The organism is Zhongshania aquimaris (assembly GCF_019312595.1).
Classification (GTDB): domain Bacteria; phylum Pseudomonadota; class Gammaproteobacteria; order Pseudomonadales; family Spongiibacteraceae; genus Spongiibacter; species Spongiibacter aquimaris.
Genome location: NZ_JAHWDQ010000001.1, coordinates 998,488 through 1,015,936, shown reverse-complemented (window position 1 = coordinate 1,015,936; position 17,449 = coordinate 998,488). Strand labels below are relative to the sequence as shown.

General features: G+C 49.7%; 16 protein-coding genes. 13 read left to right on the top strand and 3 right to left on the bottom strand.

Features of this window, described 5'->3' with window-relative positions:
- Positions 1–6 precede the first annotated feature (6 nt).
- Entirely contained in the window at positions 7–1,473 is a 1,467-nt protein-coding gene (cls, locus tag KXJ70_RS04630) for a cardiolipin synthase (protein ID WP_219042272.1), read from the bottom strand.
- Between the two features lie 288 nt (positions 1,474–1,761).
- Between cls and KXJ70_RS04625 the strand changes: the two genes are divergently transcribed.
- The 8 genes from KXJ70_RS04625 to chrA all read left to right on the top strand — a co-directional run bounded on the left by KXJ70_RS04625 (position 1,762) and on the right by chrA (position 8,798).
- Entirely contained in the window at positions 1,762–2,220 is a 459-nt protein-coding gene (locus KXJ70_RS04625) for a MaoC family dehydratase (protein WP_219042271.1), read from the top strand.
- Between the two features lie 133 nt (positions 2,221–2,353).
- Positions 2,354–3,556 carry an amidohydrolase family protein gene (locus tag KXJ70_RS04620; protein ID WP_219042270.1) on the top strand — a complete coding sequence of 401 codons (1,203 nt, stop codon included), beginning with the start codon at positions 2,354–2,356 and terminating at the stop codon, positions 3,554–3,556.
- Between the two features lie 175 nt (positions 3,557–3,731).
- Entirely contained in the window at positions 3,732–4,010 is a 279-nt protein-coding gene (locus KXJ70_RS04615; protein ID WP_219042269.1) for a hypothetical protein, read from the top strand.
- Positions 4,011–4,312: 302 nt separating this feature from the next.
- Positions 4,313–4,930 carry a PAQR family membrane homeostasis protein TrhA gene (trhA, locus tag KXJ70_RS04610; protein ID WP_219042268.1) on the top strand — a complete coding sequence of 206 codons (618 nt, stop codon included), beginning with the start codon at positions 4,313–4,315 and terminating at the stop codon, positions 4,928–4,930.
- Positions 4,931–4,958: 28 nt separating this feature from the next.
- Positions 4,959–5,231 carry a hypothetical protein gene (locus tag KXJ70_RS04605; protein ID WP_219042267.1) on the top strand — a complete coding sequence of 91 codons (273 nt, stop codon included), beginning with the start codon at positions 4,959–4,961 and terminating at the stop codon, positions 5,229–5,231.
- Positions 5,232–5,263: 32 nt separating this feature from the next.
- Positions 5,264–5,650 (top strand): acyl-CoA thioesterase, encoded by a 387-nt coding sequence (locus tag KXJ70_RS04600; RefSeq protein ID WP_219042266.1) that lies wholly within the window; start codon positions 5,264–5,266, stop codon positions 5,648–5,650.
- 168 nt (positions 5,651–5,818) lie between these two features.
- Positions 5,819–7,609, top strand: a complete 1,791-nt coding sequence (locus KXJ70_RS04595) for a DEAD/DEAH box helicase (protein WP_219042265.1) — start codon at positions 5,819–5,821, stop codon at positions 7,607–7,609.
- 55 nt (positions 7,610–7,664) lie between these two features.
- Complete coding sequence (gene chrA, locus KXJ70_RS04590) at positions 7,665–8,798, top strand: chromate efflux transporter (protein ID WP_219042264.1); 1,134 nt, start codon at positions 7,665–7,667, stop codon at positions 8,796–8,798.
- Positions 8,799–8,828: 30 nt separating this feature from the next.
- On the opposite strand, the gene KXJ70_RS04585 is transcribed toward chrA, so the two are convergent.
- Positions 8,829–9,710, bottom strand: a complete 882-nt coding sequence (locus KXJ70_RS04585; protein ID WP_219042263.1) for a LysR family transcriptional regulator — start codon at positions 9,708–9,710, stop codon at positions 8,829–8,831.
- Positions 9,711–9,823: 113 nt separating this feature from the next.
- On the opposite strand from KXJ70_RS04585, the gene KXJ70_RS04580 reads away from it, so the two are divergent.
- From KXJ70_RS04580 to KXJ70_RS04570, 3 genes are all read left to right on the top strand, one after another.
- The gene (locus KXJ70_RS04580) at positions 9,824–11,266 is read left to right on the top strand and encodes an HAD-IB family hydrolase (protein ID WP_219042262.1); all 1,443 of its coding nucleotides are present in this window, start codon (positions 9,824–9,826) and stop codon (positions 11,264–11,266) included.
- 92 nt (positions 11,267–11,358) lie between these two features.
- The gene (locus tag KXJ70_RS04575) at positions 11,359–12,762 is read left to right on the top strand and encodes a wax ester/triacylglycerol synthase family O-acyltransferase (RefSeq protein ID WP_219042261.1); all 1,404 of its coding nucleotides are present in this window, start codon (positions 11,359–11,361) and stop codon (positions 12,760–12,762) included.
- A 95-nt stretch (positions 12,763–12,857) separates the two neighbouring features.
- On the top strand, positions 12,858–13,235 hold the full coding sequence (locus tag KXJ70_RS04570) for a carboxymuconolactone decarboxylase family protein (RefSeq protein ID WP_219042260.1): 378 nt from the start codon (positions 12,858–12,860) through the stop codon (positions 13,233–13,235).
- A 165-nt stretch (positions 13,236–13,400) separates the two neighbouring features.
- Here KXJ70_RS04570 and KXJ70_RS04565 read toward each other — a convergent pair whose 3' ends face one another.
- Complete coding sequence (locus tag KXJ70_RS04565) at positions 13,401–14,540, bottom strand: zinc-binding dehydrogenase (protein ID WP_219042259.1); 1,140 nt, start codon at positions 14,538–14,540, stop codon at positions 13,401–13,403.
- A gap of 160 nt (positions 14,541–14,700) precedes the next feature.
- On the opposite strand from KXJ70_RS04565, the gene KXJ70_RS04560 reads away from it, so the two are divergent.
- Together KXJ70_RS04560 and KXJ70_RS04555 are read left to right on the top strand one after the other, a co-directional pair.
- Positions 14,701–15,537 carry a helix-turn-helix domain-containing protein gene (locus KXJ70_RS04560; protein ID WP_219042258.1) on the top strand — a complete coding sequence of 279 codons (837 nt, stop codon included), beginning with the start codon at positions 14,701–14,703 and terminating at the stop codon, positions 15,535–15,537.
- Positions 15,538–15,638: 101 nt separating this feature from the next.
- Positions 15,639–17,441 carry an acyl-CoA dehydrogenase gene (locus tag KXJ70_RS04555; RefSeq protein ID WP_219042257.1) on the top strand — a complete coding sequence of 601 codons (1,803 nt, stop codon included), beginning with the start codon at positions 15,639–15,641 and terminating at the stop codon, positions 17,439–17,441.
- Positions 17,442–17,449 lie beyond the last annotated feature (8 nt).

Genomic DNA, 17,449 nt, shown 5'->3' with positions numbered 1-17,449 from the left:
AATACGTTATTGCAGTGGCGCGAAAAGATAGGCACAACGACTCAAAATGCGGCGTTGGAGGGACCATTGCGCCACTTCCCTGGGCAGCAATTGGGTGCATTTTTGAAAATCGTCTTTCAGCATATCTTCTATTTTCTTAGCAAATTCGGTGCTGTGATTGATAACGCAGAGTTCAAAATTGAGGCGAAAGGAACGGTTATCTAAATTGGCCGTGCCGACCACGCTGATATCATCATCTACTAACATGACTTTCTGATGCAAGAAACCGTCTTGGTAGTAATAAAACTGTACACCCCGATCGAGGGTTTCTTTGATTGCGGTATAAGAAGAAAGTTGAATTATAAGCTTGTCGGGTTTCGCGGGGAGCATAATTCTCACGTCGACCCCGCGCATGGCCGCTAACTGTAAAGAATGAATCACCGGTGCGTCGGGGACAAAATAGGGGCTTACAATCCACAGCCGCTGCCTTGCTTGATGGATCATATTTAAAAAGTACAGAGCGCAGCTGTCGGTATTGTCGGCGGGACCTGTGGCGAGCACTAAGGTGTTGAGCTGCCTCTTTGCTTGGCTGGTCTGCCAGTTTAATTTTGGCAGAGACTCGTTTGCCCAAAACCAGTCTTCGGCAAAGGCCAGCTGCACTGCTTGCACAGCCGGTCCGGTAATGGCGATGCCAGTGTCGCGCCACGGAGTGAGTACCGGGTGCATATCTCGATACTCATCGCCAATATTCATGCCGCCAATGAACGCGTAATTGCCGTCGCAGACAACAATTTTGCGATGGTTGCGAAAATTAAGTTGCAGGCGATTTCCCAAGCCCTTAGTGCTGTTGAAAGGGATTATATTCACACCGTGCACACTTAAGTTTTGCAGGTAATGCTTGCTGAGCTTGAGACTGCCAATTTCGTCATAGACGACGTAAATTTTAAGACCTTGCTGTGCCTTTTTTATTAGTAATTCGGCGAGTTCATTGCCAATTTGATCGTCGCGAATAATGTAAAATTCGAGCAAGATATAGTCTGATGCCGCCTCAATTTTGGTAAATATTTCATTGAACGCGGCTTTGCCATTGATCAGGAGCTGGCAGTCATTTCCGGAGCAGAATGGCAGCGTGGTGAGTTGCTCCAGGGCAATTAGTCGAGGGTCATTGCTGCTTGTCTCTGCTCCGAAGGCTGGGAAATCTCTAAGTAAGTCGTGTGCGACTTCATCAATTTGCAAGTGATTATGGCGTTTCGCTAGCGCATAGCCGCGGAATTTGCGGCGACCAAATATCCAGTAGAGGGGCACAAATACTGGGGGGAACCCGACGAGAACAATAGCCCACGCCACGGCGCCTTGTGCTGTTCGGGTTTTTAGAATGGCTTCTAAGGCCGATAGCACACCGAGTATGGCAAAAATGGCCGCGAGCAGTGCGCCTAAGCCAGCGATATTGCCAGTGAGCCAGCTCCAGATTTCTTGCGGACTGAGCGTCGTCATACTGTATTGTCGCCCCTCAATTATTTTTAGTGGCAGGTCCTTACATTTCCCCAGCGTTACCTTAGGAGCACGGCAATGCGTATAAGTTGCGGCACAGCTTACATTGTAGCGGATAAAGTAGCGTAGAAATGGGCGCTAAAAAATGGTCTTGTCGTCCTGATAGACTATGCCGTGTTTTTAAGCTCGAGTGATAAAGTCACCTTAGAAACCCGAGTTATTACATCCGATCTGCTTTTGTGAATGCTACGGCATTGTAAAGTAAGGAGTCGGTCAAGCACTGGAGCATATATGACCACCGTTTTTAAACAGCCCAAAGATCTGATTTCCGCGGTAGGTAGCGCACTGGGAAGCAGTGATTGGCTAGAGATAGATCAGCAGCGCATAAATTTGTTTGCCGACGCGACTGGCGATCATCAGTGGATACATGTTGATCCAGAGCGGGCAAAAGATGGCCCATTTGGAAAGTGTATTGCCCACGGTTACTTAACCCTGTCGCTTGTTAACCTATTTTTGCCACAGATAATTGATGTCCAGGGTGTTTCGATGGGCGTCAACGTGGGCTGTGACCGTATTCGGTTTCCGTCCCCTGTGCCGGTGGGGTCGCGAGTGCGCGGTAACGGTGAGCTCGTGTCGGTAGAGGAAATAAAGGGCGCGATCCAGTCGGTAGTTCGAGTTACTGTAGAGATTGAAGGCAGCGACAGGCCAGCCTGCGTCGTTGATACCATTAGCCGCTATTTTCCTGCCTAGATTCGCAGCTATCTTGACTTGCAGTGCTGGTGGCGGTGAGCTTTTTTGTCACCGTCGAGTGATTGCTGCGGTTAATGAGTTCTTTTGTGACCCGGCGTAAAGTGAGCTTGCGTCTGCGACAAGGAGCTGTGCCATGAATCCACTTCCCTATTCTTTAATAGATTGCGATAACCATTACTACGAGCCTGACGATTGCTTTAGTCGGCATATCGAAGCCAAATTTCGCGATCGCACCGTATGGGTTGAGCGCGAGCGCGACGATGGCTTTGGGGTAATGAAACTGGGGGAAGAGCGCTTAAATTTCTTTAGCGTCGGTGTGGGTGATTACGTGGGGCCGCCAGGTGCCATGAAGGCCTTTTTTAAAGGCGATGTTGATACCGGCGGCGCCGTTAATGCCAATGCTATTCGCGCTATCGATTGTCCGGAATTTATTAATAAAGCCGCGCGCCTTAAGCGTATGGATGAGCAGGGCGTAGAGGCCTGTGTGATGATTCCAACCTTGGGCTGCGGTGTTGAATACCAGCTTCGCAAGCCTCAACACCGCGATATCGCCTACCCGAGTATCCGTGCATTTAACCGTTGGGTAGCTGAAGACTGGGGCTGGGGCGGCGACGGCCGAGTTTTTTCAACGGCCATGATGAGTTTGCTGGACGTCGGCCAGGCTTTGCTGGAACTGGAGCGCATATTAAAAGAAGGCTGCCGCCTAGTTCATATTAATACTGGTCCCATTGAGGGGCGTTCGCCAGCTGATCCGCATTTTGATCCTTTTTGGGCGAGAGTCCAGGAGGCGGGCGTGATCGTGACTTACCATATCGGTAGTGGCCCGTTTACAGAGCTGTATGCAGCGCCGTGGGGCGAGCCAGCGAACCCACCTTCGCATCGCTTTACGGCTTTTAATATGTTTGTTGGGATGGGGGAGCGGACTGTGGTCGATCAGCTTGCCGCGACCATATTCCAAAATCTGTTTGGTCGCTTCCCGCGCCTGCAGTTTCTCATTGTGGAATTTGGTGCGGCGTGGCTACCGCATTTGCTCAAAACGATGGATAAGATCTACCGGCTTGGCGACCATAAAAGCCGCTGGCCATACGGAAAACCGGGGCTTCCCAGCGAGGTATTTCGCCAGCACTTTAAAATTGTGCCTTTTCACGAGGATGACTTCGGCCGCATAGCGAAAAGCGCTGGGGTCGAGACTATCGTCAACGGTTCAGATTACCCGCACCCGGAGGGACTTTTGTGGCCCTCTGAAATGACAGAGGAAATGGACGGCTTTTCGGAGTCTGAAATACATCAAATGATGAGAGGAAATGCGGCGAAAATGCTTGGTATCAGCAGCTAAATAGGGTCGTTTTATTACTTTTTGTTATGAAATAACTGAGTAGTTGAAGCGCTTTGATCTAGAACGGGGGGGATGAATTAAGCTAGGGCTATGGTATAACAGAGCTACTGGCACGGATGCTATAAGTTAAATTACGTATTTTGGTGTGAATTTATATATAGCATGGAGTTAGTCAATGGATTTGACGCATGGCAGTGTATTACTCGGTGATCGGGAATTATTATCTGATGTTCCCATGTATATCTCCTCAAGCCGCAATTATGTGAAGTGGGGCGGTTGCTTACACCTGAATAAGCAGATTAGCGAACGTTTAGACGGAACAGAATACCGTATCCGCCTGCGTGACGGGCGCTTGGGTGAAATTCGTATTCGGAAAGTCGTCAATACTAATGGATCTTTGCATGTAGAACTGCTCTTTGAGGGGGTGGGGCGCTTGGATGATGAGGTAGCTTAAACTTGCCTGCGGAAGGCTGCGGTCGCACCTGCAGTGATAATGTGGATTCCTAGCGTCTATATTCCGGTGCGACTTTATTTCCCTCGGCGGTTGTGCCCCCAGCCTCAATCTCTTAATGTTTTTGAATAGCGCGAACTCCCTGTCTTAATAAAATGTCCGCAACTCCCCGTCGAATCCCCGCAGGCTCAATGATATCTGTTAGATTGTTTCATCTGCGGCGTCTTTTGTGGGCAGTTGAATCCAATTGTTGCAGTCAGTGTTGGTAGTGCATCTCGCAAAATAATTAGGATGGTAGCGGCATAGTGTATAAAGGCGAGCGTTTTAACGGGGTTTCCCATTTGCTTGGCGTGTGCGCGGCGCTGATTGGCAGTGTGGCGCTGATTGCGCCTGCGGTGCAAAGTGGCGATGTATGGAAAATATTGGGATTTTCGGTGTACTGCACTTCCCTGTTTGCCCTCTATCTGTTTTCTACCTTGTACCACAGCACCCAGGGGCCTTATAAAGCGCTCTATCGGCAGCTTGATCACTTGGCTATCTACCTTCTTATCGCCGGCACCTATACACCGTTTTTAGTCGTGACACTCCGTGACGCTGGCGGTTGGTGGATGTTCGCGCTGATTTGGTCACTGGCGGCGGTCGGTATGATTTTAGAAGTTATCCCCAAAGCGGGGCGGCGTGCGTGGTCGATCGCGGTTTATCTATTGATGGGCTGGCTTGCCATGTTCTTGATTAAGCCTTTGGGAAGCGCCTTACCTGCGGGTGGTTTTAACTTGCTCTTGGCGGGTGGGGTTGCCTACACCGCGGGTATCGTCTTTTATGTTTTTGACAAAAAGGTCACTCATTTTCACGGCGTGTGGCATCTATTCGTGTTGGCGGGAAGTGTATGCCATTTCTTCACCATCTATTACTATGTCGCCTGAATAGTATATTGGCTGAGGATCTAATATTTTGATTTTGTGCCGTATTGTCATGGCTTTTGGTCTGTTAAATGGACTTTTCTTAGCGACCGCGCTGTTTGTGCCTCTGACCTTCAAGAGTCATATTTATGGCTGGCAACAAGCATCATCCCTCATGATTTTGCATGCCTTTGTAACTGCGGCGATGCTGTATGCGGCGGTCGAAAAACAGCGTGGTAGCGCGCTAGGGCTAAAGGCTTTACCCGCGTCAATTATGAGCTATATCCTTTGGCTGTGTATGGTTTTGCGCTGGTTGGCGTTCTAGTCCTTTTTTAATATTGTTTAGGAATATCTAAAATGTTGTCTTGTACGATGGAGCCCCGGTTCTGCGAAACGGATGCGCTGGGACATATAAATAATACGGTAGTACCGATGTGGTTTGAGACTGCGCGGGGTCCTATTTTTGAAGTGTTTAATCCAGGTCAGGATTTAAGCAAGTGGAATGTTATTCTGCGCAAAATCGATGTTGATTTTATTGCGCAGATCTACCATGGCCACTCTGTCGAAATCAGAACCCGTATTGGGTATGTTGGGAGTTCTTCGTGTGTGTGTGAGCACGAGGCTTGGCAGCGTGGCGAACTGGTCGCCAAGGGCACTGCGGTCATGATTTATTTCGATTTTGCTCAACAGTGTAAACAGGAAATTCCCTCGGCCTTGCGCGCAGAGTTGGAAAAACTGAGTTAATAGCAAGGTTTAGCGGTGTCTTCCAGGCGGCAATGCCAAAAAAGGCCAAAGGTTTCAGGGTATTTGTAGTCACATGCCGGTATAATGCGGCCTCAACGCCATATCTGCGTTCGGCCGAGTGTGAGGTCTAATGTTGCGGCGACTCTTGCATTTTTTACGGTAGCGATTATGCCCTCTGATACGGCCGCGGCAGCGGAAACTATTACTTTTGATGATTTGGGCTTAGCGCCCATGGTACTGGCCGCGGTTAAAGCGGTTGGTTACGAAACTCCCTCGCCAATTCAGGCGGCGACCATTCCCTTTATTCTGGCTGGCCGAGATCTCGTTGGTCAGGCGCAAACCGGTACGGGCAAAACGGCGGCGTTCGCGCTTCCCCTGTTGTCTCGCCTCGACGTAAACAGTCGTCGTACCCAAGCTCTAATTTTGGCCCCAACACGTGAGTTAGCTATCCAGGTAGCGGAAGCGCTGCAAAGCTATGCGTCGCATATGCCCGGATTTCAGGTGCTTCCTATATACGGTGGGCAAGACTATCGCGGCCAACTAGCGGCGCTTAAACGCGGCGTACAGGTTGTTGTGGGTACACCCGGACGAGTAATGGACCACATGCGTCGCGGCACGCTTAAACTCGATGATCTGAGTCATTTGGTGCTAGATGAAGCCGACGAAATGCTGCGTATGGGCTTTATCGATGACGTTGAATGGATCATGTCGCAAATGCCGGAGAAGCGTCAAATAGCGCTGTTCTCTGCCACTATGCCATCGGCGATTCGTCGCATCGCAACGACCTATTTGAACAACCCCGAACACGTGACTATTCAAACTAAAACTTCCACCGCGGTGACTATACGTCAGCGTTATTGGATGGCGCGCGGTTTGAATAAGCTCGATGCCTTGACCCGCATTTTGGAAGCCGAACCCTTTGATGGCATGATTATTTTCGTGCGGACCAAGCTGGTAACCACCGAGCTGGCAGAAAAATTACAGGCGCGCGGATATACCGCTGCGGCACTGAACGGCGATATCGCGCAGGCCCAGCGTGAGCGCACCGTTGAACAACTTAAAAACGGGCGTTTAGATATTGTTATCGCAACGGATGTTGCCGCCCGTGGTTTGGATGTCGAGCGTATTAGTCACGTTATTAACTACGATATTCCACACGACACGGAAGCCTACGTTCACCGCATTGGCCGTACCGGCCGCGCTGGACGCAGCGGCGATGCGATTTTGTTTGTTGCGCCGCGTGAAAAACGCATGTTGCAGGCAATCGAGCGTGCAACTCGGCAATCTATTGAAGAGATGGGCTTGCCGACGGCAGAGAATATCAACGCTCTACGCGTTGATCGCTTCATGCAAAAGATCACTGACACCCTCGCTGGCACAGACCTTAGCTTCTTCCGCAAAATGCTGCAGGAATACGTCTCTAAGCACGACGTGTCAGAAATGGACGTGGCGGCGGCGTTGGCTAGCCAGTTGCAGGGTGACAAACCTTTACTCGTTAAAGACGCCCCTAAGCTTATGACCGAAGCGCGCAGCCGTGACAAGCTGAGCACCACCGGTGGCAAGCGCGCGCCAGATTCAAGTTTGCTGCGTTACCGTTTGGAAGTAGGCCGTCAGCACGGTGTGAGCGCGGGCAATATCGTCGGTGCAATCGCCAACGAAGCGAATATTGATAGCGCACACATTGGCCGTATTTCAATCTACCCGGAGTTCAGCACCGTCGATTTACCTGCAGATTTACCTGAAGGTGCAATGGCGTGTTTGAAAACAACCCGCGTTGCTGGGCAAGCCTTAAATATCTCCGTTCACGAAGGCGGCGATATGCCTATTGAGCGCGAGCGTCCACGCAAGCCTCGCATTAGCAAAACCGGTGATGTTAAAGGTGGTCGCAAGCCGGTGAGTAAAGTGACCAAGGCCAAACCTAAGTCCTCAGCGCCACGAGAAAAACGCGGCAAGCTATAAACCGTCATCACCTTTGTTTACACTCTTTCTGAATTATTAAGGCGAGAGTGTAAACGTGGTTTGGCGCGTATTTCTGCAATTCCTCTATTTGGGCTGTATTAGTTTTGGCGGCCCTGCAGCACACATCGGCTATTTCAGAACGGTTTTTGTAGAGCGCAAGGCCTGGCTCAACGAACAGGAATTTGCCGCCGATCTTGCCCTATGTCAGTTTTTGCCAGGCCCATCCTCTAGTCAACTTGGTTACGCTATTGCTTGTCGGCGCGGCGGCATTGCGGCTGGTGTCGCAGCCTTTATTGGTTTCACGCTGCCTTCCTTTTTGCTTATGGTTGCGCTTGCCGTTTGGCAGCTCGAATTGGTACAGGGTTCGCTCCAATATGGTGTGGTCAGCGGTTTAAAGTTACTGGCGGTAGTTGTGGTGGCGGATGCGGTGTGGGGAATGGCGCGGCAGAGCTGCCGTAGCCCGCTGACTATTGCTGTGGCCGTGTTTAGTGCCGTGGTCTTGAGTTTGGCGATGAGTCCATTGTGGCAAATAAGCTTAATGGTGATTGCCGCTAGTCTTATGGCGTGGCGTGGGCTGCCGACACGGCATAGCAGTTTGATGAAAGTCGATTCTATTTTCGTGGCCTGCATGCTCGTTTTTCTCCTGCTCGCCGCCGTTTGTGCTTTATTTTCTGGCAGTATCTTTGCAATTTTTTATCAGGCAGGCAGTTTGGTGTTCGGTGGTGGTCACGTGGTGTTGCCGCTGTTAGAGCCTCTGCTTAATGGTGACGTAAGCAACGACCAGTTTCTTTTGGGCTACGCTGCTGCTCAGGCCGTGCCAGGACCGATGTTTTCATTTGCCGCCTATCTGGGTGCAGTCCTTCATCCTGACGCACCTTTGTACTACGCCCTTGTCGCGACTCTAGCAGTATTCACTCCCGGTTTTGTATTGCTCACTGGTATAAGGGGTATTTGGCTGCAGCTATCTGCTCGGCCTAAAGTGATTGCAGCTATCGCTGGGGTAAATGCCGTGGCGGTGGGTATGTTGGCTGCCGCTTGGATCAACCCTGTGATCAGCAGCGCTCCGCACGATGTGATTGCGTTGGGCTTGGCGGTGGTAGGGTATATAGCGGTGCGGAGTAAGCGGGTGCCGATCCTGTTGCTGGTAGTGGTATTCTCGGCATGTGGTGCGATCCTATTTTCAGCATGAGTTCCCATAAACAAAGACGATAGGCTCTAATTACAGCGCCAGAATATTCACCAGCGCCGTAGCTGGTGCCGAGAGTTCGAAGTCCTGGCGGTAAGCGCAGCAAACGCTCAACTTATCTGCAGTGGTAAAGGCGAGAATATTGAAACGCTTTAAAAACTCCTTATTTCCTAAATAGGCTTGGCCAACGGTGGCGACGGCGTCCGTGGCAGCGACAACTTCGCATGCCAGGGGGAAGTGGCCGATAATATGGGTTGGATGATCACTGGGGATTTCAGTTTCTCCGAATAGGCGATTAGTGATCTCAGGTGATGAGCCATCTCGTTCTGGTAGCACAAGGGGGTAATGTAAAATGTGCTTCGACGTCACCGTGCGCTTTTTACTTAGGGGATGGTCGCGGCGAGTGAAAAAATAGGCATCGAAAGGCTTAAGTGGCACAATTTTGAATTCCCGTTTTTCTTCAAGGGCACGAGTTGGCCCTATGATAAGATCTGAATCGCCGGTTCTTAAATGGCTTATTGCCTCTCCTGTAGAAACTGACTTCACATCGACTTTTAATTGCGGGTAGTGCGCCAGTAACTGCGGCAAGGCTGGGTTCATTAGGGTGATTAGGGGCGGTGGCGAAATGCATACCCGCAAATGTGCTTCGCGGTATTCTCGGAATTCCCTAGCATCCATATCAAGGCGTTCGATGTCGGCAAGAATGCGTGCGGCGCGATCAATAATGCTGCGTCCTTGCTGTGTTGCGATTACCCCGCGTGCGCGGCGTTCGAAGAGAATTACTCCCAGCTCTTTTTCTACCTCCGCGACGGTTCTGGTTAAGCTTGGCTGCGATACGTGAATTGCGGCGGCAGCGGCAGTCATTGAGCCAAAGCGATCAACTGCCACAATGTAGCGTAGTTTGGTGGTATTCAAAGGTATACGTTTTCCAAATATTACAGGGAAAATAGTATTGGACTGAATATTTGATACGTTGTCAAATGAAGTGATATGTAAATCCCATTGAATAAGCGAGGAGCTACACCTGCATGCGTCCCTATACTGAAATTACGGCAGAAATAGATAATGCTCCCGCTGGGCCGCAAATTGCCGCACTGTTTGATTTCGACGGCACGATCATCGCCGGATATTCAGTTTTTAGTTTTCTTCGTGAGCAGGTGCGGCGCGGAGATCTAGCACCTTCAGAGATAGTGGCAACCGTTGATGCGGTTGCGCGTTTCGGCCTCGGTAAAAAAGATTTTGCAACGCTTATGACGCTGTCAGCGCAAAGCATGAAAGGGCTTAAAGAAGATGATTATCTAGATGTTGCGCAGAAAATATTTGAACGGGATTTAGCGAAAAAGATCTTCCCTGAAACCAGAGCGCTGATCGAGGCTCATATGCGCAAAGGTCATACAGTTGCGATCATCTCCTCTGCCACACCTTATCAAGTGACGCCCTGTGCTAACTATCTCGGTATCGACAAGGTGTCCTGCAGTACAATAGAAGTGAAGAACGGCATTTTTACTGGCGAACTGGGTGGCCCATTGTGTTTTGGTGTTGGCAAAGTAGAGGCGGCACTTACCATTGCTAAGGAACATAATGTCGACTTGGCAGATAGCTATTTTTACTCAGACAGTACTGACGACATAGAGCTTTTAGAATATGTCGGCAAGCCCCGCCCGTTGAACCCAAGTACTAAATTGCGAGAAATTGCCGGAGCACGCGGTTGGCCGGTGCGGACTTTTCACAGCCGGTCAAACCGTAGCTCAGCGATAGGCCTGACACGAAATATCGCAAGTAAAGTCAGTCTTGTCGGTTCGGTGCTAGCAGGTCTTCCAATATGGGCCCTAACCGGTTCTAAGCAGGAGGCGCGAAATTTTTCGATGTCTTTGTTCGCGGATATATCTAGCGCCGTTACCGGCCTCAAACTCGATATTGTTGGCGAACAGAATCTTTGGGCGGCGCGACCCGCTGTGTTTATTTTTAATCATCAAAGCGATATCGATGTCATGATCTGTGCCAAGCTTTTGCGCCGTAACTTTGCCGGTGTGGGTAAAGCTGAGATAAAACAGATGCCGCTGATCGGCATGGCAATGGAATACTCGGGTATTGTATTGATTAATCGCAGCGACAGAAGAAGTGCAATTAAGGCGATGGAGCCCTTAATTGATAGAATCAGAAATGAGCGTATTTCAGTGGCGATGGCCCCTGAGGGCACGCGAACTCACTCAAAGCACCCCAAGCCATTTAAAAAGGGGGCATTTCACGTGGCCATGCAGGCGGGTGTCCCGATCATTCCCATCGTGATTCACAATGCCATGGACGTATCGCCCAAAGGCGATAGTGTGTATTACCCCGGCACCGTTGAGGTGGAAGTACTTGCTCCCATCGATACCAGTCGTTGGACGACGGCAAATCTCGATAAGCAAATTGCAAAAATCGAAGCGCTATACCGAACTGCTTTGGACAGGTCGACCGCGGTTGAGTAGTTTTCAGAAATGATATTTCAGAATGCCCTTATTATAGCGCTTGGATTGGGTGGTTTACGTCCCCATCACAATGACATTAGGTGATAGCCGCAATGGAACAAATAAAACCGCAAGATGCACAGTTTTTATATACCGAAACGGACGATAATTTTAATCACATCACACTGCTACTTAATTTTGACGGTGCGTCAGAAAAAAGTGGTGGTGCCTTAGATTTTGAAAATCTGAAATTATTTGTCCAGAAAAAATTAAAACATCATCCTGTATATTGCCATCGTTTGGTGAGATTGCCCGCAGAGTTAGATTATCCCTATTGGATCGTCGATGAACTGTTTGAACCGGACGCGCATTTTAGTATAAAACCGCTTCCCGCACCGGGCATGTGGCCGGAACTAAGGGCTGCGACCTGCGATCTTCATTCACAAGCGATGGATATGAGTCGTCCTCTATGGGACGTAACAATATTTTCCGGCGTTAATTGCAATGGCGAGATTAAAGGCGGTTTTACTGTTGCGGTCAGGCTACATCATGTCGCGGTAGATGGTATTGGCCTGCTAAAAATTTTGGCGAATATGGCCATGCCGTTAAGCGAAGCTGATGAAGAACTCAATGACGAAATTAGCGATGATAGCGCTATGATGTCGTGGACGAATTTAGCCGGTCGAGCGCTTAAAAACCGTTTTCGTCACACCGTAAACCTTGCTGGTACGCTGCTGAAAGGGACGTCCGTGGTTGCGCCTACAGCGCGCCGATTTCTTAAGACCAAACCGTCGGAAAGGATGCGCGTGCATCCCACTCGATTTAATTCCAGTGTCGGTGGTGACAAAATATTTGATGTCATCAATGTAGATCTTAAAGCGCTCAGTGCCATGCGCAGCTTATATTCTGGCGCAACGGTTAATGACGTAGTGCTTGCGGTTTGCTCCGGCGCATTACGACGCTATTTGCAAACGCACAATGAGCTTACATCGACGCCTGTGGTTGCGTGGATACCTGTTAATGCCAGAAGCGTGGCCTCGACGGGCGAGCGCGATAGCGGTAATAATTTAAGTGCGTTTACGGCGCCAATCTATACAAATATTGCCGATCCCGTGGCTAGATTGGCCAAAATAGTTGCGGCGACCCAAAGTGGAAAGGGCGGGAGTTCGGCAGCAGGCCTTCTTTTAAATGTGACTAAGTGCTTACCGGCGACCGAGCAATACTTGTTCTCGCGAGCAATAAATGCAACCTCTGCCGCAAGTTCAACCTGTAATTTGTTTGTATCCAATGTGCCGGGCCCCGCTCACAGCGTTCATATCGCAGGGCATCGTTTAGAAAGTTTGGCGGGCTTACCACCTTTGGGAGAAGGCATGGGCCTTTTCATCGCGACGCCAAGTTACAATGGCAAATTGTATTTCAATGTTATTTCGACGGCGGCGATTTTGCCAGATATTGAATTTTTTATGTCATGCCTGCAGGATTCCTTTGCTGAGCTGCAATCCGTGATGAAGGTGTGAGATCGAATATAAATTATATTGTTGTCAGCGGTCGAGTGTCGCTGGGGCAGCTTAATTTGACTCTATTCTTGAAAAAACTGGCTTGGTAGATTTTTATGAGTATTGAAGATCAAAAGAGCGGCGAGATTATTCGTCGACAAGTTATGGGTAGCGCTCATGTGGATGCCTCCTTGGGCAATGCCACCGATTTTGATATGCCGCTGCAAGAGGCGGCGATGGAACATGCTTGGGGAGGGGTTTGGACACGTGATGGCCTAGATTACAAAACCCGGAGTATCGTCACCGTTTCTATGCTTATTGCATTGCAGGCACACGGAGAGCTAAAGGGCCATGTGCGCGGGGCACTGAATAATGGTGTGAGTCCAGAAGAAATTCGTGAAATTATTATTCACGCGTCGGCTTATTGCGGCTTTCCCGCGTCTCTTTCTGCAATGCGAGTGGCGAGAGAAGTGATCGACAGCTACCAAGCATAGTGCTGTGTAGCATTTATTAGGCTTCGATAGGTTTGCATAAACCCATTGTTTGAAATGGGCTTATGCAAATGATGGTGCTGGTTTAGCTACTATAAAAATTACGTGTATTTGATACTCTCGTGGTGCTTTCAAAAATATAACTGAGAACTCGTTTTCTGCTCTAAATCATTTAGACGGGTTGATCAGGAATTTCCTACCGGTCGCTTGCTGGCTGTATGCCGCAACGGTGTCTTTGTCTAATGCCTCGCTTAAAGAAATCTCGTCGCTGTAGTGACTTTTAAATGTCGAGTGTAGTTCGTCAGCGACACGCTGACGCAGTACCATGGTTTTTTCTAAGCCGATTTTTTGCGTAAACGGCGTAAGAAGCCAGCCGTTGATACCCCAGCTAAATCCAAAATTGCGACTAATATAGGTTGGCGAGATATCCAAGCCGCCATAAATATACAGTTGCTTAAACGTAGTCGATCCATACGGGCCTGGCCGCTCCACGTCTTTTAGTGCCGCTTTTTCCATGCAGCTGAGGATTCGGCTACCTAGATCGCCACCGCCGGTGGCATCGAAGGCGATATAGGCCCCAGTTTCTTCAATAGCAGCGGTTAGATCGGCCATAAAAGTATCGTCACTGGTATTGCAGACATATTTTGCGCCCAGGGATTTTAATATTTCAGCTTGCTCTTCTTTACGCACGATATTGATCAGGTCGATATCGTCCTCGATACAAATCCGGTTTAGCATTTGGCCTAGATTTGACGCAGCTGCAGTGTGAATAATGGCTTTGTAGCCCTCCATACGCATCGTTTCCACAAATCCCAGTGCGGTGAGCGGGTTAACAAAGCACGAGGCGGCATCCCGCGCAGTAGTGCCTTGGTTCATGGGCATACATTGCATCACATTCAGTGTTCGATACTGGCAGTAAAGAGCGCCCTCTAAAACAGCCACTATTTTCCCGAGTAGTGCCTGTGCTGCATCACTGCTGCCGGCTTTGATAACCGTACCTGCACCCTCGTTGCCAACTGCAAGGGGTTTGCCTATTCTGGCCTGCACGCGGCTTTCGATACCCTTGCGTAGTTTAGCGGTGTAACGGGTCTCTTCGCCGCTGCCTGTTGTTACGCCTGTGCTAACATCTGCCGGCATGATGAGCGTGGCCTGATCAGAAGGGTTGATAGGGGTAGCCTCTATGCGCACAACGACCTCGTCCGGGCCGGGCTCGGTTATGGGTGCTGATTTTAGGAATAATTGCAGATGCCCATCGTCGGTCACGAGTGAGCGTAATTGCAGGCCTGAAGTATTTGTGTCGTTGCTCATGTTGAGAGTCCCTTATTAGCTCAATTTAAATTTGTTTTTTATATTGAGAATTACTATAGCGTATTATCAGCAGTGTAGTCGCTTCGCTTGCTATTGGTGGCAATGGAGCAAAGCATGTGGTTCTTAAACAGACCCTAGCCAATTACTTAAATGAGAGTGCATGAAAGATAATACTCCGAGACCAGTGTTTGGGCGTTTCCTTAAATTTTGGCGCGGCGTACATCAGCTTAGCCAGGAGGATCTTGCAGATCGTTTGAATAGCTCTCCGCGTCATATTAGCCGTCTCGAGAATGGCAATAGTCGGCCCAGTGAGACCATGGTACTTGATATTGCCCGTGCTCTAAGTCTTGGGCGGCGGGATTTAACCCATCTGCTGATTGCGGCGGGCTTCGCTCCCCGGGAGGAGCGGGTAGACTTTAATGCCCCCGAACTCAAATGGCTTCGCAAAGCCTTGCTGATGAACTTGCGGGCTTTAGATCCGTTTCCCGCATCGGTGATAGACAGCTCGACAAATATCCTAATGGTTAATCGAGGTTGGGTTCGTTTTTACTCGCGAATAGTGAGTGCAGAGGCGTTGACCTCGGTCACTAATTTTTATGACTTTATATTTAGTCACTCTGGCGCCGGTAATATTGTGAGTGATTGGCCAGATACCTTGTCGGCGATTCTCATGTCCATTCAGCAGACGGCCTTGTTTACCGGTGATGAAACGGCGCTTAACACGATAGAACGCCTGCAAGCCTACCCAAGCGCGCCGGCTGATTGGCGCCAGCGCGCGGCGCGTACAGAGCCCATGGCGAGCTTTCGGGTGCAGCTGGATATCGAGGGCGAGTTAAAACGGTTTTTCAGCGTGGGGACGATGGTGGGTGCCTTAGGGCCAACCGCCTTTGCCTCTGAGCCGCAGCTAAGTATTGTGACCTTGTATCCCGAGGATGAGGCCTATGATTTTGGTGACTCATTAGATCACGACCTAGAGCATCCTCTGCTGTTTTATTAGTCGCTAGGTAGTGGATATTCGCCACCTGGACATTCGGTGTCGTGGTGGATGAATCTTTAGTTAACCAGAATGCCTGAAGAATCTTAATGAGGTCAGGCAATATGACAGCGGCAATCCTTTCTGAACGCGATATACAGTTCATGCTCTACGAGCTTTTTGATGCTGAGGGCTTAACTGCCAGACCCCGCTATGCAGATCATTCTGTAGACACGTTTAATGCGGCAATCAATACAGCCCAGCATATTGCCAGCAAATATTTTGTTCCGATTCGCAAGAAGGTGGATGAACAGCAACCGACCTTTGATGGCGAAAAAATTTCGATGATCCCGGAAATAAAAATTGCTGTTGATGCGGCGATTCAAGCCGGCTTTGTATCCTCTACAGCCAACTACGAATTCGGGGGAATGCAGTTACCCTTGCTGGTGTCTGCTGCGGCTAACGCATATTTGTGTGCCGCTGGCAGCACTACTATGGGCTACCTCGCCTTAACTTCCGCCAATGCTAGTCTTATTGAGCATCATGGTACTGCCGAGCAAGTGGAGAAATGGGTGAAGCCCATGCGCAGCGGTCGGTTTGCCGGCACCATGGCGATGACCGAGTCGAGTGCTGGCTCAGGGCTAGCGGATTTGTTGACAAGCGCTGTACCGGCGGACGATGGCAGCTACCGAATTAGTGGCAGCAAAATATTTATATCCGGGGGTGATCACGACCTCAATGAGAATATAGTGCATTTGGTTTTGGCGAGAATTAAAGGTGCGCCAGCGGGTGTGAAGGGGATTTCCCTGTTTATTGTTCCTAAAATACTTGTCAATGAAGATGGGTCTTTGGGCGAGCGCAACGATGTGGCGTTGGCAGGGCTCTTTCACAAAATGGGTGGCCGTGGCCAAACCTCTACGGTGCTAAACTTTGGTGAAAATGGCGGTGCCGTTGGCTATTTACTGGGCGAAGCTAACCGCGGTCTTAGCTATATGTTTCATATGATGAACGAGGCGCGGGTTATGGTCGGCACCATTGCGGCCTGCACGGCGTTAACCGGATATCAATATTCATTGGACTATGCGCGGGAGCGTTTTCAAGGGCGACTGCCGTCGAATAATGATCCACTGTCGGCGCCGGTGAGTATCATTGAGCACGCTGATGTGAGGCGTATGCTACTTGCCCAAAAGGCCTACTCGGAGGGTGCGTTTGCCCTCTGCCTGCTGGGTGCGCAGTTGGCGGATGATCGCCACACCGCCCTCAGCGAGGACGAGCGTGCCAAAGCAGACACCTTGCTAGATTTCCTAACCCCGATTATTAAAAGTTGGCCATCGGAATACGGCCCAAAATCAAATAGTTTGGCGATACAAGTGCTTGGTGGGCACGGCTATATCAATGAGCACCCGGTAGAAATGTTCTACCGCGACAACCGCCTTAACCCTATTCATGAGGGCACTACGGGCATCCAGTCACTTGATTTGTTGGCTCGCAAATTGCCGATGAATGGGCAGACGGGCTATTTATTTTGTCTAGCGGAAATACAAAAAGATATTGATGCGGCAATGTCGACTAATTTGTCGGGCCCAGCAATGCAGCTAAGCGAAGCGGTATCGGTACTCAAGAGCACCACCGAGTTCTTATTGCAGGCCATGATGACAAAGCCAATTGATCTGGTGTTGGCGAATTCTGTCAGCTATTTAGATATGTTTGGCCACGTTGTGATAGCTTGGTTGTGGCTGCGTCAGGGCCTAGTTGCGCAGGCGGCAATGGCCGCTAAACTTCATCCGTCTGATATGGATTTCTATCAGGGAAAGTTGCAGGCGATGACGTATTTTATGAATTTTGAATTGCCATTAATTGATGTTTGGTCGATGCGCTTAACGGAACTTGATGCGACGTTTTACGATATGAAAAATAATTGGTTTTAATAACGAGT